At 72.9% G+C, this 19,723-nt stretch carries 19 protein-coding genes; 13 read left to right on the top strand and 6 right to left on the bottom strand.

The window, feature by feature from the left end; all coding sequences use genetic code 11:
* The first annotated feature begins 84 nt into the window (after positions 1–84).
* The 6 genes from rplT to ACGFZW_RS19075 all read left to right on the top strand — a co-directional run bounded on the left by rplT (position 85) and on the right by ACGFZW_RS19075 (position 8,108).
* Positions 85–468 carry a 50S ribosomal protein L20 gene (gene rplT / locus ACGFZW_RS19100; RefSeq protein ID WP_052857680.1) on the top strand — a complete coding sequence of 128 codons (384 nt, stop codon included), beginning with the start codon at positions 85–87 and terminating at the stop codon, positions 466–468.
* A 132-nt stretch (positions 469–600) separates the two neighbouring features.
* The gene (locus ACGFZW_RS19095) at positions 601–1,455 is read left to right on the top strand and encodes a TrmH family RNA methyltransferase (protein WP_393894301.1); all 855 of its coding nucleotides are present in this window, start codon (positions 601–603) and stop codon (positions 1,453–1,455) included.
* A gap of 82 nt (positions 1,456–1,537) precedes the next feature.
* Positions 1,538–2,695, top strand: coding sequence for an ATP-binding protein (locus tag ACGFZW_RS19090; protein WP_393894300.1), 1,158 nt, complete (start codon positions 1,538–1,540; stop codon positions 2,693–2,695).
* A gap of 189 nt (positions 2,696–2,884) precedes the next feature.
* Complete coding sequence (gene pheS, locus ACGFZW_RS19085) at positions 2,885–4,009, top strand: phenylalanine--tRNA ligase subunit alpha (protein ID WP_393894299.1); 1,125 nt, start codon at positions 2,885–2,887, stop codon at positions 4,007–4,009.
* Positions 4,009–6,534, top strand: coding sequence for a phenylalanine--tRNA ligase subunit beta (gene pheT, locus ACGFZW_RS19080; protein ID WP_393894298.1), 2,526 nt, complete (start codon positions 4,009–4,011; stop codon positions 6,532–6,534). The genes pheS and pheT overlap by 1 nt, the downstream gene beginning before the upstream one ends.
* Positions 6,535–6,857: 323 nt before the next feature.
* On the top strand, positions 6,858–8,108 hold the full coding sequence (locus tag ACGFZW_RS19075; protein WP_393894297.1) for a PP2C family protein-serine/threonine phosphatase: 1,251 nt from the start codon (positions 6,858–6,860) through the stop codon (positions 8,106–8,108).
* Positions 8,109–8,239: 131 nt separating this feature from the next.
* Here ACGFZW_RS19075 and ACGFZW_RS19070 read toward each other — a convergent pair whose 3' ends face one another.
* Complete coding sequence (locus tag ACGFZW_RS19070; RefSeq protein WP_393894519.1) at positions 8,240–9,097, bottom strand: 3-hydroxybutyryl-CoA dehydrogenase; 858 nt, start codon at positions 9,095–9,097, stop codon at positions 8,240–8,242.
* 159 nt (positions 9,098–9,256) lie between these two features.
* On the opposite strand from ACGFZW_RS19070, the gene ACGFZW_RS19065 reads away from it, so the two are divergent.
* Positions 9,257–10,534, top strand: coding sequence for a glycoside hydrolase family 10 protein (locus tag ACGFZW_RS19065; protein WP_393894296.1), 1,278 nt, complete (start codon positions 9,257–9,259; stop codon positions 10,532–10,534).
* Between the two features lie 48 nt (positions 10,535–10,582).
* Here the strand turns inward: ACGFZW_RS19065 and ACGFZW_RS19060 are convergent, their stop codons facing one another.
* Both ACGFZW_RS19060 and ACGFZW_RS19055 read right to left on the bottom strand, forming a co-directional pair.
* Positions 10,583–10,792 (bottom strand): DUF1918 domain-containing protein, encoded by a 210-nt coding sequence (locus tag ACGFZW_RS19060; protein ID WP_393894295.1) that lies wholly within the window; start codon positions 10,790–10,792, stop codon positions 10,583–10,585.
* 187 nt (positions 10,793–10,979) lie between these two features.
* The gene (locus ACGFZW_RS19055) at positions 10,980–11,957 is read right to left on the bottom strand and encodes a DMT family transporter (protein WP_393894294.1); all 978 of its coding nucleotides are present in this window, start codon (positions 11,955–11,957) and stop codon (positions 10,980–10,982) included.
* On the opposite strand from ACGFZW_RS19055, the gene ACGFZW_RS19050 reads away from it, so the two are divergent.
* The 4 genes from ACGFZW_RS19050 (at position 11,956) to ACGFZW_RS19035 (ending at position 15,647) form a co-directional block, all read left to right on the top strand.
* The gene (locus ACGFZW_RS19050) at positions 11,956–13,458 is read left to right on the top strand and encodes a PLP-dependent aminotransferase family protein (protein WP_393894293.1); all 1,503 of its coding nucleotides are present in this window, start codon (positions 11,956–11,958) and stop codon (positions 13,456–13,458) included. The two genes, ACGFZW_RS19055 and ACGFZW_RS19050, sit on opposite strands and share 2 nt — an antisense overlap.
* A gap of 90 nt (positions 13,459–13,548) precedes the next feature.
* Complete coding sequence (locus tag ACGFZW_RS19045; RefSeq protein WP_393894292.1) at positions 13,549–14,001, top strand: GNAT family N-acetyltransferase; 453 nt, start codon at positions 13,549–13,551, stop codon at positions 13,999–14,001.
* A gap of 43 nt (positions 14,002–14,044) precedes the next feature.
* A complete protein-coding gene (locus ACGFZW_RS19040) occupies positions 14,045–14,614 on the top strand; it encodes a histidine phosphatase family protein (protein ID WP_393894291.1) in 570 nt (189 codons plus the stop codon).
* A 232-nt stretch (positions 14,615–14,846) separates the two neighbouring features.
* Positions 14,847–15,647: a hypothetical protein gene (locus ACGFZW_RS19035; RefSeq protein WP_393894290.1), complete on the top strand. Its 801-nt coding sequence runs from the start codon at positions 14,847–14,849 to the stop codon at positions 15,645–15,647.
* A 25-nt stretch (positions 15,648–15,672) separates the two neighbouring features.
* Here the strand turns inward: ACGFZW_RS19035 and ACGFZW_RS19030 are convergent, their stop codons facing one another.
* The 3 genes from ACGFZW_RS19030 to ACGFZW_RS19020 form a co-directional block, all read right to left on the bottom strand.
* Positions 15,673–16,449: a hypothetical protein gene (locus ACGFZW_RS19030; protein WP_393894289.1), complete on the bottom strand. Its 777-nt coding sequence runs from the start codon at positions 16,447–16,449 to the stop codon at positions 15,673–15,675.
* Positions 16,450–16,589: 140 nt separating this feature from the next.
* Positions 16,590–17,060, bottom strand: coding sequence for a YybH family protein (locus ACGFZW_RS19025; protein ID WP_393894288.1), 471 nt, complete (start codon positions 17,058–17,060; stop codon positions 16,590–16,592).
* A 179-nt stretch (positions 17,061–17,239) separates the two neighbouring features.
* Complete coding sequence (locus ACGFZW_RS19020) at positions 17,240–17,986, bottom strand: response regulator transcription factor (protein ID WP_393894287.1); 747 nt, start codon at positions 17,984–17,986, stop codon at positions 17,240–17,242.
* Between the two features lie 388 nt (positions 17,987–18,374).
* Between ACGFZW_RS19020 and ACGFZW_RS19015 the strand changes: the two genes are divergently transcribed.
* Positions 18,375–18,566, top strand: coding sequence for a DUF1059 domain-containing protein (locus ACGFZW_RS19015; protein WP_393894286.1), 192 nt, complete (start codon positions 18,375–18,377; stop codon positions 18,564–18,566).
* Between the two features lie 110 nt (positions 18,567–18,676).
* Positions 18,677–19,705: an N-acetyl-gamma-glutamyl-phosphate reductase gene (gene argC, locus ACGFZW_RS19010; RefSeq protein WP_393894285.1), complete on the top strand. Its 1,029-nt coding sequence runs from the start codon at positions 18,677–18,679 to the stop codon at positions 19,703–19,705.
* Positions 19,706–19,723 lie beyond the last annotated feature (18 nt).

Raw genomic sequence — 19,723 nt, 5'->3', positions numbered from 1 at the left:
CCGGGGCGCAGGACTTGAGGACCGGGACCCAATCGAACCGGGCCGCGTGAAGACAACCGCGGCCCCGCTACAAGGAGTTAACAAGTGGCACGCGTCAAGCGGGCGGTCAACGCCCACAAGAAGCGCCGGGCGATCCTCGAGCAGGCCAGCGGCTACCGCGGCCAGCGCTCGCGCCTCTACCGCAAGGCGAAGGAGCAGGTCACCCACTCCCTCGTCTACAACTACAACGACCGCAAGAAGCGCAAGGGCGACTTCCGTCAGCTGTGGATCCAGCGCATCAACGCCGCTGCCCGCGCCAACGGCATGACGTACAACCGCTTCATCCAGGGTCTGAAGGCCGCCAACGTCGAGGTGGACCGCAAGATCCTGGCCGACCTCGCGGTGACGGACGCCAACGCGTTCGCCGCGCTCGTCGAGGTCGCCCAGAAGGCGCTTCCGAGCGACGTCAACGCCCCGAAGGCCGCCTGAACACCGGCCTGACGACGTGATGACGCGGACCCGCAGGCCCCGGCCTGCGGGTCCGCCGCCGTTTGCCGGACCGCAGGGCCTGCGTCAGGCCGCGGTCCGCCCGCACAGAACGAAAGAAGCGAGCCTCCGCCCATGGGCACCCCCGAGCTGATCTCCCCGCGCTCCCCGCGAGTCGCCGCCGCCCGACGGCTGGCCCGGCGCGCCTTCCGCGGCAAGGAACGCCGGTTCATCGCCGAGGGCCCGCAGGCGGTACGGGAGGCCATCGCGCACCGCGTCGACGGCGAGCCCACGCTCATCGAGCTCTTCGCGACAGTCGAGGCCGCCGAGCGGCACACCGAGATCGTCGAGGCGGCCCACGCGGCCGGGGTGCGCGTCCACCACGCCGACGACCGGACGGTCGCCGACATCTCCCAGACGGTCACCCCGCAGGGCCTGCTCGGTGTCTGCCGGTTCCTGGACTCGCCGTTCGAGGAGATCCTTGCCGCCCGCCCCCAGCTGATCGCGGTGCTCGCCAACGTCCGGGACCCCGGCAACGCCGGTACGGTCCTGCGCTGCGCGGACGCCGCGGGCGCCGACGCCGTGGTCCTGACCGACGCCTCCGTCGACCTCTACAACCCCAAATCGGTCCGGGCCTCGGTCGGTTCGCTCTTCCACCTCCCGGTCGCGGTGGGCGTCCCGGTCGAGCGGGTGATGGACGGACTCCGGGCCACCGGGGTGCGCCTCCTGGCCGCCGACGGTGCGGGTGACCGTGATCTGGACGGCGAGCTGGACGCGGGCGCCATGGGCGGGCCCACCGCCTGGGTCTTCGGCAACGAGGCGTGGGGGCTGCCCGAGGAGACCCGCGCGCTGGCGGACGCGGTGGTCCGGGTCCCCATCCACGGGAAGGCCGAGAGCCTCAACCTCGCGACGGCCGCGGCGGTCTGCCTCTACGCCTCGGCGCGTGCCCAGCGCACCGTCGGCGGCTGCCGCTCCGTGTCACCCGCCTGAGGGGCGTCCAGCGGATCTTCGCGGCGCATCCGAACCGAGCTAGTAGTGTGGCGTGCTCGGGGCCCGGAAGGGGGTATCGGGGATGAGTGTGAGGACTTCCGGCATCACCGTCGCCGCTGACAGTCAGCTGTCCGGCGGACCCGTGCGCGGGCCGTCGCCCGCCACCGTGGCACCGAACGCCTTCGGCACGGGACTCGCTCTCGATCCCGACGACCTCCCCGACGGCCTGGTCGTCGCCGACGGGAGCGGCCGCGTGGTCTGCTTCAACGCCGCGGCGGTCAGGATCACCGACATCGCCTCGCAGGACGCCCTGGGGCTTCCGCTGGAGGACGCCCTGCCGCTGCAGGACGTCGAGGGGCGCCGCTGGTGGCAACTGACCGATCCCTACGGCGGGCTCGCCATCCGGCGCGGACAGCCGGAGCGCAATCTCGTGCTGGGCGGCCGCGAGGTGCTGGTCTCCGCCCGCTACGTCCGCAGCCGCCCCACCGGGCCCGTGCAACAGCTGGTCATCACCCTGCGCGGCACCGAGGCCCGCCGCCGCACGGAGCTGAGCCACGCCGAGCTGATCGCCACCGTCGCCCATGAGCTGCGCTCCCCGCTGACCTCCGTCAAGGGCTTCACGGCCACCCTCCTGCAGAAGTGGGAGCGCTTCACCGACGACCAGAAGCGTCTGATGCTGGAGACCGTGGACGCCGACGCCAACCGCGTCACCCGCCTCATCGCCGAGCTGCTCGACATCTCCCGCATCGACTCCGGGCGGCTGGAGGTGCGGCGGCAGCGGGTCGACATGATCGCCGCGGTGCGCCGGCACGTCCAGGCGCAGACCACCGCGGGCCAGCGGCCCGACCGCTTCCTGATCCGGATGTGCGAACCACTGCCCGATCTGTGGGCGGATCCGGACAAGGTGGACCAGGTGCTGGGGAACCTGCTGGAAAATGCCGTGCGCCACGGCGAGGGAACGGTCACCATCGAGGTCGGACCAGCACCGGATGCGACCAGCGCGGAAGGGACGACCGTCACCGTGAGCGACGAGGGCCCCGGCATTCCCGAGGAGTCGATGAGCCGCGTCTTCACCCGCTTCTGGCGGGGCAGCAAGCGCGGCGGCACCGGCCTGGGCCTCTACATCGTCAAAGGCATCGTCGAGGCACACGGCGGCACGATCACGGTCGGCCGGGCGCCGGCCGGTGGTGCGGAGTTCCGATTCAGCCTGCCCGTCGCGGCCCCGGCCTTCATGGCCTGAGAGGAAGCGGCGGGCGCCCCGCAGGGGCACGGGCCCGCCGTGGTGGGCCCGCCCCTTAGACTTGACCTTTGGCACCTTTGGCGCACAAGCATCGCGGGCACAGAGCGGGCTCGGCATCCGACGTTTGTGATCGAAGAGCCGAGGCGAAGCGAGCCAAGCCAAGCCAGTCCACCGGAAGCACGGGAAGAGATGTCCGCACCCAATAAGTCCTACGACCCTGTCGAGGTCGAAGCCCTGAAACCGGAAGAGGTCGCCAGGCGCACCGACGAGGCGCTGGCCGCCGTCGCCGCCGCGGCCGACCTCGAGGAGCTGCGCGAGGTGAAGGTCGCGCACACCGGCGACCGCTCGCCGCTCGCCCTCGCCAATCGGGAGATCGGCGCCCTGCCCCCGCACGCCAAGGCCGACGCAGGAAAGCGCGTCGGCCAGGCCCGCGGCCGGGTGAACCAGGCGCTCAAGGTCCGCCAGGAGGAGCTGGAGGCGGAGCGCGACGCGCGGGTGCTCGTCGAGGAGGCGGTGGATGTCACGCTGCCCCACGACCGCATCCCCGCCGGCGCCCGGCATCCGCTGACCACCTTCATGGAGCGGGTCGCGGACGTCTTCGTCGCGATGGGCTACGAGATCGCCGAGGGCCCCGAGGTCGAGGCGGAGTGGTTCAACTTCGACGCGCTCAACTTCGTGCCCGACCACCCCGCGCGCCAGATGCAGGACACCTTCTTCATCCAGGGCGAGGGCACCAAGGGCGACGAGTCCGGTGTCGTGCTGCGCACCCACACCTCGCCGGTCCAGGCGCGTACGCTCGTCGACCGCGAACCGCCCGTCTACGTCGTCTGCCCGGGGCGGGTCTACCGCACCGACGAGCTGGACGCCACGCACACCCCGGTCTTCCACCAGATCGAGCTGCTCGCCATCGACGAGGGCCTGACCATGGCGGACCTCAAGGGCACCCTGGACCACATGGTGCAGGCGCTCTTCGGGCCGGACATGAAGACCCGCCTGCGGCCCAACTTCTTCCCGTTCACCGAGCCGTCCGCCGAGATGGACATGCTCTGCTACGTCTGCCGCGGCGAGTCCGTCGGCAACGCGGACCGGCCCTGCCGCACCTGCGGCAGCGAGGGCTGGATCGAGCTGGGCGGCTGCGGCATGGTCAACCCCAAGGTGCTCATCGCCTGCGGCGTCGACCCGGAGAAGTACAGCGGATTCGCCTTCGGGTTCGGCATCGAGCGGATGCTGATGTTCCGCCACAACGTCGAAGACATGCGAGACATGGTCGAGGGTGACGTCCGGTTCACCCGGCCGTTCGGGATGGAGATCTGATGCGGGTCCCGCTTTCTTGGCTGCGGGAGTACGTCGACCTGCCGGCGACGGAGACCGGTCGTGACGTACAGGCCAAGCTCATCGAGGTCGGCCTGGAGGTCGAGACCGTCGAGCGGGTGGGCGACGGCCTCAAGGGCCCGCTCGTCGTCGGTCAGGTGCTGACCATCGAGGAGCTGGAGGGCTTCAAGAAGCCGATCCGCTTCTGCACCGTCGACGTCGGCACCGCCAACGGCACCGGCGAGCCGCAGGAGATCGTTTGCGGCGCCCGCAACTTCGCGGTCGGCGACAAGGTCGTCGTGGTGCTGCCGGGCGCCGTGCTGCCCGGCGACTTCAAGATCGCCGCGCGCAAGACGTACGGCAAGACCTCGCACGGCATGATCTGCTCCGGTGACGAGCTCGGCATGGGCGACGACGGCTCGGGCGGCATCATCGTGCTGCCGGCCGAGCACGAGGTGGGCACCGACGCCATCGAGCTGCTCGAACTCGTCGACGAGGTGCTGGACATCGCCGTCACGCCCGACCGCGGCTACTGCCTGTCGATGCGCGGCGTCGCCCGCGAGACGGGCACCGCCTACGGTCTGCCGCTGCGCGACCCGGCGCTGCTCGACGTCCCGCCGCCGAACTCCGACGGCTACCCGGTCAAGGTCGCCGACCCGGTCGGCTGCAGCCGCTTCACCGCCCGGACGGTCAGCGGCGTGGAGCCCGAGGCGCGTACCCCGATCTGGATGCAGCGCAGGCTGCAGAAGGCCGGCATGCGCCCGATCTCGCTGGCCGTCGACATCACCAACTACGTGATGCTGGAGATCGGCCAGCCGCTGCACGCCTACGACCGCTCCAGCGTCGACGGTCCGATCGGCGTCCGCCGGGCCACCCCCGGCGAGAAGCTGACCACCCTGGACGGCGCCAAGCGGGTGCTGGACGGCGAGGACCTGGTCATCACCGACGACCGGGGTCCCATCGGCCTCGCGGGCGTCATGGGCGGCGCGCACACCGAGATCGCGGACGCGGTCGCCGACCCCGAGTCCGGCCGGCTCGGCGGTACCACCGAGATCGTCGTGGAGGCCGCGCACTTCGACGCGCTCTCCATCGCCCGTACTGCCCGCCGCCACAAGCTCTCGTCCGAGGCGTCCAGGCGCTTCGAGCGGGGAGTGGACCCCGAGGCCACGTCCGCCGCTGCGCAGCGCACCGTCGATCTGCTGGTGCTGCTCGCCGGCGGCAAGGCGGAGCCCGGCGTCACCGAGTTCGTCGCGCCCAGCGGGCCGCGCACGATCAGCCTCTCGGCGAACCACCCGGACAAGGTCGCCGGTGTCGACTACGGCCGGGAGACCGTCGTACGCCGACTCCAGCAGGTCGGCTGCGATGTCTACGGGCAGGACGAGCTGGTCGTCACCGTGCCGTCCTGGCGGCCCGACCTGAGCGAGCCCAACGACCTCGCCGAAGAGGTCATCCGGCTGGAAGGCTACGAGAATCTGCCCTCCACCCTCCCGCGGCCGCCGGCCGGCCGTGGCCTGACCGAGCGTCAGCGGCTGCACCGCAGGGTCGGCCGCGCCCTCGCGGGCGCCGGCTATGTCGAGGCCCTGAACTACCCGTTCACGGGTTCGGCGATCCTCGACCAGCTCGGCATCGAGCCGGACGACCCGCGGCGCAACGCCGTCACCCTCGTCAATCCGCTCTCCGACGAGGAGCCCGACCTCCGCACGACGCTCATCCCGGGGCTGCTCAACGCGCTGCGCCGGAACGTCGGCCGGGGCACCCACGACCTGGCTCTCTTCGAGACCGGTCTGGTCTTCCGGCCGACCGGCGACGAGAAGCCGCCCGCCCGGCTGCCCGTCGACCGCCGGCCGACCGACGAGGAGATCGCGAGCCTGAACGCGTCCCTCCCGCAGCAGCCGCGGCGCGTCGCCGTGGTGCTCGCCGGAGCCCGCGAGCAGGACGGCTGGTGGGGCGGCGCACGTCCCGCCGGCTGGGCGGACGCCGTCGAGGCGGGCCGTACGGTCGCCCGGGAGGCGGGTGTCGAGCTGATCGTCCGTCAGGACCAGCACGCCCCGTGGCACCCGGGCCGGTGTGCGGCGCTGCTCGCCGTCGTCGACGGCGAGGAGATCCTCGTCGGCAACGCCGGTGAACTGCACCCGCGCGTCATCAAGGCGCTCGGCCTGCCGGAGCGCACCAGCGCGATGGAGATCGACCTGGACCGCGTCGAGCGGGCATCGGACGGGCCGATGCGGGCGCCGCGGATCTCGACCTTCCCGGTCGCGACCCAGGACGTCGCGCTCATCGTCGACCACACGGTCCCGGCGGCGGACGTCGAGGCCGCGCTGCGCGAGGGCGCGGGGCAACTCCTGGAGTCGCTGCGCCTGTTCGACGTCTTCACCGGTGAGCAGGTCGGCGAGGGCAAGAAGTCCCTGGCGTACGCGCTACGATTCCGTGCCGCCGACCGCACGCTGACCGCCGAGGAAGCCTCGGCGGCCCGTGACGCGGCGGTGGCGGCGGCGCAGGAGCGCACCGGAGCGACGCTGCGCGGCTAGCGGACGCTGCCGGCTGACGGCATGAGGAGTGAGGGCGTGGACGGCACCTGGTGCGGTCCACGCCCTCACCCCTTTCCGTCCTTCGGCGGGTGCGGACCGGTGCGGGGAGCGGATGCCGTGGCCGGTCTCCGTGCCCCGCGAAGGAGACCGGGGATATCCGCACACCATCACTCAATCGGGTGGTACGGCACGGATCGTCGCCGCACGGACACGCACCGTGGTGACAATCGATCCGGTCGGTGCAGCCTGCGCGACCGCGCGGAGGGGCCGGCCGACCGCCTCGTTGCCTGCTAAGGGGACCACCGGCTAGGGGGACCATCGGCATGATCCGAACCTGGGCGAGGGGCGGAGCACGCGCGGGTGCCGCTCGCGCGCAGCGCGCCTTCGTCTTCGTCCTGCCCGGCCTGTGGGTGCTCGGGGTGGTGGTCTGGGAGCTCAGTCACCCCACCAGTGGCCAATTCCTCCAGCTTCTCGCCGCAGCCCCGGCCATCGCGTGCGCGGGCACCGGCCGCCGCCAGTGCGTGGTCCTCGGTGGTCTGTGCGCGCTGCTCGCCCTGGTCCCGCTCGGCGAGTGGGAGCCGGCGGCGGGGCCCGGGGTGCGGGTGACGGCCTGCGGCGCGATCCTCGCGGTGGTCTGTGCCAGCTATCTGACCGCCGGCCGGCGGATGCGGCTGCTGCGGGAGCTGGAGCGTGCCCAGGAGGTCGCGACCGCCGCGCAGCGGGTGCTGTTGCGTCCGTTGCCGCCGCGGATCGACGGGATGGCCCTGGCCGCCGACCACCTCTCGGCGAGCGAGGGGGCCGCGGTCGGCGGTGACCTGTACGAGGTCGTGGGGACCCGGCACGGCGTCCGGGTGGTGATCGGGGATGTGCGTGGCCACGGTCTGGAGGCGATCGGCACGGTCGCGGCGATGCTGGGCAGTTTCCGCGAGGTGGCGCACGACGAGCCGGAACTGACCGGTGTGCTGCGCCGATTGGAGCGCTCGCACCAACGGCATCTGCGGGAGCGGGCGCGGGCCGAGCATCCGTCGGCCGGCGGCGGCGAGCCGGTGAGCCCCCTGGCGGAGGAGTTCGTGACGGTGCTGCTGCTGGAGGTCGCGGGGGACGGCTCGGTCACGGCGCTGAACTGCGGGCACCCCTGGCCCTACCGCGTCGGCTGCCGGGCGGTGGCGCCGGTCGCGCCCACCGAACCGATGCCGCCGCTTGGCCTCTTCCCGCTGCCCGAGGACCTGACGGCGGTCCGCTGCGGCCGGCTGCGGCCCGGCGAGGGGCTCTTCCTGCACACCGACGGCGCGGCCGACGCCCGGGACGCCGCGGGGGAGTTCTTCCCGCTGACCCAGGAGCTGCGCAGCAGCGTCGAGTCGACCGGTGTGGCGTCGGGCGCGGCGCAGCCCGGCCCCTCACCGACGGGCGTGGTGGAGGACGTACGGGAGGCGCTGTTGCGGCATGCGGGCGGACGGCTGACCGACGATGTCGCCCTGCTGATGATGCGCAACGACCGGGTGCGGGTGCCGACGCAGGGGCCCACCACCCAGCTGGCCGTGCCGGGCTGCGTGGAGGCGGGGCGCCCTGAGTAGCGGTGCCGGCGTGCCGCTGAGGGCCTTGCGAGCGGCGGCTGTTGGGGCGGCCGTTCATGCCGGGTGAGAGGCGCGGTACGCGAGACGGCCCGCACCCCGGTGGGGGTGCGGGCCGTCCCGGCGTTGCGTGCTCAGTACGCGTAGAAACCCGAACCGGCCTTGCGGCCGAGCCGGCCCGCGTCGACCATCCGCGCGAGCAGCGGGGGAGCGGCGTACAGGGGCTCCTTGTACTCCTCGTACATCGAGGCCGCGACCGAGGCCACGGTGTCGAGGCCGATCAGGTCGGACAGCTTCAGCGGGCCCATCGGGTGGGCGCAGCCCAGCTCCATGCCGTTGTCGATGTCCTCGCGGCTGGCCATGCCCGACTCGAACATCCGGATCGCGGAGAGCAGGTAGGGGATGAGGAGCGCGTTGACGACGAAGCCCGAGCGGTCCTGGGCGCGGATCGCGTGCTTGCCCAGGACGTCCTGCACCAGTGCCTCGGAGCGCTTGATGGTGTCCTCGCCGGTGGTCAGGGCGGGGATCAGCTCGACGAGGTTCTGCACCGGTGCCGGGTTGAAGAAGTGGATGCCGATGACCTGGTCGGGGCGGGAGGTCGCCACCGCCAGCTTCACCAGGGGGATGGAGGAGGTGTTGGACGCCAGGATCGCGTCGGGCCGCGTGACGACCTGGTCGAGGACCTGGAAGATCTCGGTCTTCACCTGCTCGTTCTCCACGACGGCCTCGATGACGAGATCGCGGTCGGAGAACTCCCCGAGGTCGGTGGTGAAGCTGAGCCGGCCGAGCGTCGCGTCGCGTTCCTCAGCAGTGATCTTGCCGCGTTCCGCGGCCTTGCCGAGCGAGTTGGTCAGACGGGTGCGACCCAGTTCCAGGGCTTCGCCGGTGGTCTCGGCGACCATGACGTCCAGCCCGGCGCGGGCGCACACCTCGGCGATGCCTGCGCCCATCTGGCCGCAGCCGACCACTCCGACGCGTTCGATGTCGGTCACATCGTGCCTTTCGCTGATCATCAGGACTGGCGGTATGCCGTAAGGGTCCGGCGCCCACCTCGACCCCGACGTTACTCCGCACGGTGCTGTGCTAAGGGTGCCGGGGGAGGCATCCTGAGCCCTCAAGACGGGATGAAACGGACAATCTGAGGGTTTTTCATGAGACGGATCACACGAAGAGGGTTCGCGGCGGCAGCGCTCGGCGCGGCCTCGTCGGTACTCGCCGCGGGGACGGCGGCGACCGCGGGCGGCCCGGCGGGCGCTCCGGCCGGCGACCGGAAGGACGGTACCGGTCGCTCGCGGCCCGAGATGCGCGGCATGTGGCTGGCGACGATCGGCAACCGGGACTGGCCCTCCGCTCCGGGGCAGAGCGCCGCACGCCAACAGCAGGAACTTCTCGCCCACCTCGACGCGGCCGTCGAGAGTCGGCTGAACACGGTGATCTTCCAGGTCCGCCCGAGCGCCGACGCCCTGTGGCCTTCCCCGCACGAGCCGTGGGCGGAGTGTCTGACAGGTGTGCAGGGCCGCGACCCGGGCTGGGACCCGCTGGGCTTCGCCGTCCGCGAGGCGCACCGGCGGGGCCTGGAGCTGCACGCCTGGTTCAACCCGTACCGGGTGGCCAACCACGCCGATCCCGGGCGGCTGGCTCCCGCCCACCCCGCACGCCGTCGCCCCGACTGGTTGGTTCCGTACGGCGGCAAGCTCTACTACAACCCGGGGCTGCCGGAGGTCCGCCGCTTCGTCCAGGAGGCGATGCTCGACGCGGTGCGGCGCTACCCCGTCGACGGGGTGCACTTCGACGACTACTTCTATCCGTACCCGGCCAAGGGTGAGCCCTTCCGCGACGACGCCGCCTACGCGGCGCACGGCAAGGGCTTCGCGAACCGAGCGGCCTGGCGGCGGGACAACATCAACCGGTTGGTGCGGGAGACCGCCCAGCAGCTCGAAGGCGTCGAAGGGCGGCGGGCGGGGCGGCAGGTGCGGTTCGGCATCAGCCCGTTCGCGGTCTGGCGCAACGAGGCGACCGATCCCGCGGGCTCAGCCACCCGGGCCGGGGTGGAGACGTACGACGATCTGTACGCCGACAGCCGCCGCTGGGTGCGGGAGGGCTGGGTCGACCACATCGTTCCGCAGGTCTACTGGAACATCGGAGCGGCGGGCTCCGACTACGCGGAGCTGGTGGAGTGGTGGGCGCGGACCGTCGAGGACACCGGTGTGGACCTCTTCATCGGTGAGGCGCTCTACAAGGCGGGCGACCCGGCGCAGCCGGCCGCCTGGCGGGACCCGGCCGAACTCTCCCGCCACCTCACCCTTGCCCGGAAATACCCGCAGGTCGGCGGCCATGTCTTCTTCTCGGCGAAGGAGGTGTCCGCGGACCGGGTCGGTGCGTTGGCGCGGGTCGTCCGCGACCACTACGGCAGCGCGGAGCGACCGTAGTGGCGGACCGGTGGCCTGAAGGGCGGGGCCGGCCGGTTGCCGGCTCCGCTAGCGGGCGGGGCCGACGTCGACGGACTTTCCGTGCTGGACGACGCAGTCCGGGCCGGGCGACATGATCGCCTCGTGCCCGTCCTCGGCGCGGACGCGGTAGGGCGGATCGCCGTTCGTGCCCAGTACCTCGATGATCTCGACGACCCGGTCGTGATGCCCGACGGTTCTGCCGTGCACCAGCAGCCGGTCGCCCGTGTTCGCGTGCATCAGAGTTCCTCCCGCTTCGGGCGGCCGCGCGACCGGTGCGGCCGACACAGCAGCGGCCAAGCGGTTGAACGGCCAACGGATACGGGCTGGAGCGGCCCGGACGGCGTAAGAGCCGTCGCGGCAAGTTTACGTCCGGGGGCGGATGACGCACCCGGTGCACAGCGGCGGGCCGGTGTCCGGGAGGGGGTCAGCCGCGCGTGCGCTGGGTGACCGCGATGCACATCAGCACCGCCAGGGCCGCCGCGGGCGCGGCGGGCGGCAGTTGCTCTCCCAGCAGCAGCACGGACCACACCAGGGTCAGCAGGGGCTGGGCGAGCTGCAGCTGGCTCGCCTTGGACACACCGATGGCGGCCATGCCGCGGTACCAGACGACAAGCCCGAGGAACTGCGAGCCGATCGCGAGCCACAGCAGCCCCCCGACGGCGTGCGCCGTCAGGTGCAGCGGCTCGGTGGACACCGCCACCGCAGCGCCGGCCACCGTCACCGGCAGGGCCGCCACCAGCGCCCAGCCGATCACCTGCCAGCCCGGCAGATGACGGGCCAGCCGACCGCCCTCGGTATAGCCGGCCGCGCACACCAGCAGCGCGGCGAAGAGGAAGAGGTCACCGGAACTCGGCGCCCCGCCGCTCTGCTGCACCGCGAAGCCGATGACGACGGCGGCGCCGATCAGCGAGGCGACCCAGAAGGTGCGCGAGGGGCGCGCGCCGGTCCGCAGTGCCGAGCAGGCGGCGGTGGTGAGCGGCAGCAGTCCGACGACGACCGCCGCGTGCGAGGTGGTGGACGTCTGCAGGGCGAGGGTGGTCAGCAGCGGGAAGCCGAGCACGACACCGCCCGCCACGACCGCGATGCCCGCCCAGTGGCGCCGCTCGGGGATCCGGACGCGAAAGGCCGCGAGGCAGCTGCCGGCGATCGCCGCGGCCAGCACGCTGCGCAGCATCACCACCGTCCACGGGCCCATACCTTCCAGGGCCCAGGCCGTCGCGGGAAAAGTGAGGGAGAACGCGGCGACGCCGAGAGCGGCGAGGAGCGCGCCACGGCCGACGGGCGTACCGCGAGGGACGGTCGGGGTGGCGGCGTCGCCGGTGAGGTCACGGGGGCCGGTGGACACGTCCGGGGCGGTGACCGCTATCGCGGCCGAAGCGATAGCGCTATCGTTGTCTCTCATGCATGAGCGTAGCAGTGTCGGTGAGCTGGCCGCGATCCTCCGTGGCGGGCTGAACCGCTACTCTCCGGGTGAGAAGCTGCCATCGAGTCGCGCACTGATCGAACGGCACCACGTCAGCCCGGTGACCGTCTCCCGCGCGCTGGCACAGCTGGTCGCCGAGGGGCTGGTGGTGACCCGGCCCGGCGCAGGTGCCTTCAGGGCGGAGCCACGCACCGAGGCGGCCCGGCCGGCCGACACCTCCTGGCAGGAGATCGCGCTGAGCGCGGAACCGGCCGGCGATCAGGTGCCGCGCAGTGTCGACGCCTCGGGGGTGCTGGCCACCCTCGCCGTGCCGGCGCCCGGTGTCATCGAACTCAACGGCGGCTATCTGCACCCGGACCTGCAACCGGCACGCGCACTGGCCGCGGCCCTGGCGCGCGCGGGACGGCGGCCCGGCGCCTGGGGCCGTCCCCCGGTCGAGGGCGTGCCGGAACTGCGGGCCTGGTTCGCCCGCGAGATCGGCGGACCCGGCGGCGTGCTGGCCGCCAGCGACGTCCTGGTCACCGCCGGCGGCCAGAGCGCGCTGACCGCCGCCCTGCGGGCGCTGGCGCCACCCGGTGCGCCGGTCCTCGTCGAGTCCCCCACCTACCCCGGCATGCTGGCCGTCGCGCGCGCCTCCGGGCTGCGGCCGGTCCCGGTGCCGATGGACGCGGACGGCGTGCGTACCGATCTGCTCGCCGACGCCTTCCGGGCCAGCGGCGCACGGCTCTTCGTCAGCCAGCCGCTGTTCCAGAACCCGACGGGCGCGGTGCTCGCGGGGGAGCGGCGGCGCGAGGTGCTGCGGGTCGCCCGCGCGGCGGGCGCGTTCGTGATCGAGGACGACTTCGCCCGGCGGCTGGTGCACGACGACGCCCCCGCGCTCCCGCCGACCCTCATGGCGGACGATGCGGACGGCACGGTCGTGCACGTCTGCTCCTTGACCAAGGCCACCTCGCCCAGCCTGCGGGTGGGCGCGCTGGCCGCACGGGGCCCGGTCCTGGACCGGCTGCGCGCCATCCAGGTCGTGGACAGCTTCTTCGTGCCGGGGCCGCTCCAGGAAACCGCCGTGGAACTCGTCGGCTCACCCGCCTGGACACGTCATCTGCGCCTGATCGCAGGCGAGTTGACCGCGCGCAGGGATGTGGTGGTCGCCGCCCTGCACCGGGAGCTGCCCGCGCTCGTGGAACGCCGTCCAGGCCAGGCGGAGGGCCTCGGCCGTGCGCGGGAAGGCGGGCTGCACGTCCCGCCCGGCGGCTACCACCTGTGGCTGCGACTGCCGGACGGTACCGACGAGGCTGCCCTGATCTCCGCGGCGTCGCGTGCGGGCGTCGCCGTCGCGGCAGGCCGGCCCTATTTCGCCGCCGAGCCGCCGGCACCGCATCTGCGCCTGAGCTTCGCCTCCGCGGCCGGCACCGGCGAACTCGTCGAAGGTGTCCGCCGGCTGCGCGCCGCCTGCCAGGAGCTGGGTCTGGAGACCGGATGACCGGCCGGGCGGGGCCGCTCCGGGCGGCCGGATCCCGCGGCCGTCCGCAACCGGTTCGACGCCGGCGCGCGGTTCTGCCAACCTCCCGGCATGAACGATCACGCCCTCGACGGCTACCACCTCTCCACCGACCCGGTCCGCCTGGACGCGGACCTCGTCCACAGGTGGCTGTCCACCGACGCCTACTGGGCCCTGGACCGCCCTCGTGACCTGCACGACCGCGCCGTCGCGGGCTCGCTCAACTTCGGCCTGTACGACACCGAATCGGGCAGGCAGGTCGCGTACGCCCGGGTGGTCACCGACCACGCCACCTTCGCCTGGCTCTGCGACGTCTACGTCTGCCGGGACCACCGGGGAAAGGGGCTGGGCACGGCGCTCGTCGAGGCGGTCGCCGATCACCTGACGCCCTGCGGGCTGACCCGGATCACGCTCGCCACCAAGGACGCCCACGGGGTCTACGAGAAGATCGGCTTCCGTGGCCTGGTCGCGCCGAAACAGTGGATGACGCTCGGGCTGGTCGATCCCGGACCCATCAACCTCTGATCAAAGGGGTTGATCCGGGCGGTGCTGCTCTTACCATCGGCGAATGCATGTTCGCCTCACGTTGCTCGCCGCGGCCCGCAGCTCCTCGCTGCTGGAGACCCGGTTCGACGACGACCGCCCCCTCGGTGCCGCCGGATGGCGTGAGGCCGAGCGTGCCGCCCCCGTACTGTGCCGGCTCGCCGCCGCCGAGCTGCGCTACCGCTCGCCGTCGGAGCGCTGCCGGGAGACCGGGGACGCCCTCGGCCTCGGCCCGCTCGCCCAGCCGGCGCTGCGCGACTGCGACATGGGGCGCTGGCGGGGCCGGACCCTGGGGGAGGTGACCGCGACCGAACCGCGCGCGGTGGACGCCTGGCTCGCCGATCCGCGCTCCGCGCCGCACGGCGGGGAGTCGCTGCTGGCCTTCATCGGCCGGGTCGGCGAATGGCTCGACACGCGCCCCGTCGAGGAGGGCGCACGGCTGCTGGCGGTCGCGGAGCCCGGCGTGGTGCGCGCCGCCCTCGTCTACGCGCTCCAGGCGCCGCCGCACACGTACTGGCACATCGATGTCCAGCCGCTGTCGGTGACCACGCTCACCGGGCGGGCCGGCATGTGGAGCCTCCGTCTTGACGGGTGAGCCGCACGCCCGGGACGGGAGGCCGCGCGCCGTGGACGCCGGGTCGGCGGATGGTGACGGAGAGCGACCGGCGCCACCCGGAAAGCCCATCAGGGCCGTACCGCCGTACGGGGCGAGCGTAACCGTGTGACCTGCGGGAACGATGACTGAACGGTGGTCGTACGCGTCAGTCGGCCCGTTCGGCGCCGGTCATCGACATGCACTCCGACCGGCCGGGCGCTTCGCTCTGGATATGCACATACGTCACTTCCTTCGCTGTGCCGCCACTGCCGGCACCGTCCTGGCGTCCGCTTCGCTGCTCGGTTCCGGCACCGGCGCCGCGGCCGCCCCGGCGGACGGCCACAAGGTGATCATCGAGCCCGATCCGGTGGCTCCGGGGGGTGAGTTCTCCGTCTTCGACGGCGGCAACTGCCCCGGCGAGACCGGCGTCGCCACGTTCGACGGTGCGGGTATCCCGGAGATGAAGCTGTCCATGCTGCGCAACCAGGTCGGCGGCACCGGCCGGGTGCCCGAGACCACCCCGCCGGGCACCTACACCGTCACCCTCGTCTGCGGGAAGGACGGCGCCGAGGGGCACGGCAAGGACCACGGCAAGGACCACGGCAAGGACCACGGCAAGGACCACGGCGGGGAGAGCGGCAAGGTGCCCGGCGAGGAGAGCGGTGAGGGTCACCCCGAGGCCGGCGTCGAGCAACCCGCGCGGACGAACAGCGACGATGGACTCGCCGATGAGTACGACCCCGGCACGGAATGGGGGACCGACCCCGGTGCGGAGCCCGGTGGCGAGCCCGGGACGGAATCCGGCGGCGAGCCGGGAAAGTCGAACGGCGACGGTCGGCTGACGCTCACCGGGACCATGACGGTCGCCTCCAAGGCCGGCACCCCCGTCCCCAAAGGCGGTTCGCACACCGGCATGGGCGGCGGCTCCGGCGTGAGCGCGGGCACCACGGCGCTCGGCGGCGCACTGCTGGCCGGCGCGGTCACCTGGGGAGTCGTTCTCCGGCGGCGCGGTCGGGCCGCCCGGCAGCGCTGACGGCGCCGACCCACCGGCTGCCGGCTCAACCGGCCCGCCACCACACCCGCAACGGGCCGATGGGCAGGCAGCCGTGGCCAACGGCGGCCTCCAGGTCGGCGCCCGATTCGTATCCGACGACCGCCTTGCCGGCCCACCGCGAGGCGACCGTGGCGAGGGCGCCCGCCCACGCGCCGCGCGGATCGCCGTCGGCCGCGAAGACATTGGACAGGCCCACCACGGGCCCCTCAGGGCTTGCGACCGCGCCCGCCACCACCGTGTCGCCGCGCCGCCCCCGCAGGAAGAACGTCCCGTCGTCGGCGAGCAGTTCGCTCCGGAACGGCCCGTTGTCCGGCCTCCGCTGTGCGGTGTCGTCCCGGACCGACCCTGCCGGCTCTCCGCTCCAGGCGGCCGCCCACGTCGCCAGATCCTTGTCGTCGCGGACCACGTCCCAGCGGACGTCCGCCGTCGGCACCGGTGCCGTGGCCCCGGCCGGGCGATGGATCCACTGGGCCTCGAAGAGCACCTCGAATCCCGCGGAGGCCAGATTCAGGCGCGCGAAGCTGTCCTTGACCGAGCAGCCGGGGGAGCGGGTGTCGACCCGGGGCAGGAGCTCCGCGGCCGAGGCCTCGGGCGTCAGCGTGACGGCATCCGGATAGAGCGGCGGCGTCCGGCGTGCGCTTGCCCAGACATGGTCGTCGAAGGAACCGGGGACGCCGTGCGCCCGGCAGACGGCGTCGCACCAAGTGGCGTTGTTCCGGGCGGCGATACGCACCCACCGGTCGCGGTCGGCGGATGTCGGCGGCACACATGACTCGATCATGGGCCGATGGTGGCAGGGCGCACCGGACACCACCAGCGGATTCCGGTGCCGGCCCGGGCCGTACGCCGACGGCCGGCCCGCGCGTTCGGCCTGTCCACCGGATTCCGGGCCCGCCCGCGCGGGCCCGACTGCCGTCCCCGCTACGGCGTCAGGTCCAGCGCGGCCAGCCCCGACCCGTCCATCAGGAAGGGCACCGAGTCATGGGTGTGGGTGATGCGCCAGGTGCCGCCGGTCCTGCGGAAGCCGACGGTCCCCCTGCTCCACAGCTCCACCTGCGAGCCGTCCGACTTCGTCCCGTGCATGCGGTTGATGCTGTGACTGAAGGCGACGTCGTCGCCGACCGCGATCTCGACCTCGGTCAGGGTGATCTCGATGGTGCCGTCCCACGTCGCGTACCAGGCTTCGACGGCGCCGCGGTCCAGTGCCTCCGCGCCCTTGGACTGCAGGGGAGGGGCCAGGTCGAACTGCACGATGTCCGGCGCGCAGGGGGCGAGGAACCGCCGCGCGTCGCGGGCCTCCGTCGCGGCCACCCGTTCCTCCAGCAGTGCCCGGAGTGCGGTCTCGTCGGCCGATCGCCCGGTCTCCCGGGTCGTGCCGGTGTCCGTGGTCATGGGTTTCTCCCGTCGTCCGGCGCCGGAGCGCTCCCTGTCGCTGTCCAACGGGTAGACCGCGGTGGGCGTCGCGATTCATCGGTGGCTGCGGACGCGGCCGGGTGGGCCGACAACGGGAGCGGGCCGGGGCGATGCCAGGGCCCCGGACTCGCGGCGAGGTCGGACCCACCCCTCCGGGCCTAGAACCCAGGCCGCATCGGCCCCCCGCCGTTCCGCCATGCGTTCGCCGCCTGGACCCGGCCTCCGACGTGCAGCTTGGCGTAGGCGTGTTCCAGGTGCTTGTCGACGGTGCGGGGGCTGATCGCCAGGCGGTTCGCGATCTGCTGGTTGGTCAGGCCGTGGGATAGCAGGCCGAGTACGGCGGACTCCCGGCCGGTGACGAGATCCGGCCCGGGCATCGGAGGGGCGAGCCGGTTCAGGGCGCGGCCGAGCCTGCCGCGCAGCAGGGCGGCCACCGCCACATCGGCATCGGTGAAGTCGCTGCCGCTGCGGTTGACCGCCAGACACACGCTGCGCGGTGTGCCGTCGGCGGAGCCGCCGGGGAAGGCCATCGCCAGCTGGTGCTCGGCCCCGATCGGCCGGTAGACGTCGGCATAGGTGGCCAGGGCGTGGTATTCGCCGCTGGTCTGCAGGGTGGAGCGGCGTATCGGGGCGCCGGTGCCGGTGGTGGTGTGGATGACCAGCGCGTCGGCTGCCGCATGGCGCGCGAACGCCTCCAGCGCGGCGCGGTCCAGCAGGCCGTCCGGCAGGGTGCGCATCCGCTCGGCCGGATCGGGGCGGGGAGTCCAGACGATGCTGTCGCCCGGTACGGCGCGGAGCAGCAACGGCAGGAGCGCCGGGACCAGGCTGTCCTCGTCGACGGCGTCGATCAGGAGGTCCACGACGGCCAGTACGCGTCGCAGGCCGACCTCCCCGGCCGCGTTCATGTCCTCAGCGTGGCGAGCGCGGCGAGGGGAGTCAAGGGCCGCCCGGCCGGCCGGGGGAAGACCGGCCGGGGGCGTCGGCCGCGGTGAGCGGCCGACGGCATGGACGCGGCGGGCTCTCGGTGGCGAGCTGCCTGCGGCGCGAGCCCGGCTGCGTCGGCGATGTGCGCACCGCCTACGCACCCGCGTGAATTCCCCCGTGCCCGAGGCCCGTGCTGCGCGGGGACGGACGGCGGGCGCGGAAGCCGAAATCAATCCCTCCGGTCGTGCGAAGAGGGTGCCCCATTTCTACCGTCCACTCCAGCAGGGCACGGGGCCGGAGCGCCATACGGGATTCGCCGTATGCGTGGGCCCGGGGGCGGGCCGACACTGGAAGGAGAGGAGGTGCGACATGCGCAAGATGGTCGACTGCCGGGACTACCCGAGCGAGATGAACTGCACCCTCGTGATCGCGGGCGAGGAGGAGGAAGTGGTGCGCGCGGCGAGCGAGCACGCGGTTTCCGTCCACGGCCACATGGACTCCCCGGAGCTGCGCGAGCAGATCCGGTCGAGCCTCAAGGACGAGATCCCACAGCACGCCTGAACCACGGCCCGCCGGGCGCCGCCCTCGATGCGGGGTGGCCGCCCGGCGCACGACAGCGTTGCATAAAACTGCCGCTATCCGTATAGTCATGCCATCGAGGAGGAGGGTCCATGGCGGTACGTGCAGCAGTGGCCGGTGCGAGTGGGTACGCGGGAGGTGAGGTCCTGCGCCTGCTTCTGAGCCACCCCGAGGTGGAGATCGGCGCGGTGACCGGGTACTCCAACGCGGGGCAGCGCCTGGGCTCACTGCAGCCCCACCTGCTCCCGCTCGCCGACCGCCTGGTCGAACCGACCTCGACCGAGGCGCTCACCGGGCACGACGTGGTCTTTCTCGCCCTGCCGCACGGCCAGTCCGCGGCGGTCGCCGAGGAACTCGGGCCCGATGTGCTCGTCGTCGACTGCGGGGCGGACTTCCGGCTGGCGGACGCCGCGGACTGGGAGGCGTTCTACGGCTCGCCCCACGCCGGCACCTGGCCCTACGGCCTCCCGGAACTGCCCGGCGGCCGCACCGAGCTCCAGGGCGCCCGGCGCATCGCCGTCCCCGGCTGCTACCCCACCGCCGTCTCCCTCGCGCTGTTCCCGGCGTACGGAGCCGGCCTCGCCGAACCCGAGGCCGTGATCGTCGCGGCGTCCGGCACCTCCGGCGCGGGCAAGGCGGCCAAGCCGCACCTGCTGGGATCCGAGGTCATGGGCTCCATGAGCCCGTACGGCGTCGGCGGCGGGCACCGGCACACCCCCGAGATGATCCAGAACCTGAGCGCGGTCGCCGGTGAGCGGGTCGGGGTCTCCTTCACGCCGACCCTCGCGCCCATGCCGCGCGGCATCCTCGCCACCTGCTCGGCGAAGGCGAAGCCCGGCGTGGACGCCGACGCGGTGCGCGCCGCGTACGAGAAGGCGTTCGCCGACGAGCCGTTCGTCCGGCTGCTGCCCGAGGGGCAGTGGCCGTCGACCGGTGCCGTGTACGGCTCCAACGCCGTGCACCTGCAGGTGACACTCGACCCCGCGGCCGGCCGGATCATCGTGATCTGCGCCCTGGACAACCTCACGAAGGGCACCGCGGGCGGAGCGGTACAGAGCATGAACATCGCCCTCGGGCTCCCCGAGGGGACGGGGTTGCCGGCGGTCGGGGTCGCCCCGTGACCCGCACGGGTACCGGGA

The organism is Streptomyces sp. NPDC048248 (genome assembly GCF_043201875.1).
Lineage (GTDB): Bacteria > Actinomycetota > Actinomycetes > Streptomycetales > Streptomycetaceae > Streptomyces.
The sequence above is the reverse complement of the archived record's forward strand: the minus strand, read 5'-3'. Positions and strand labels throughout refer to the sequence as shown.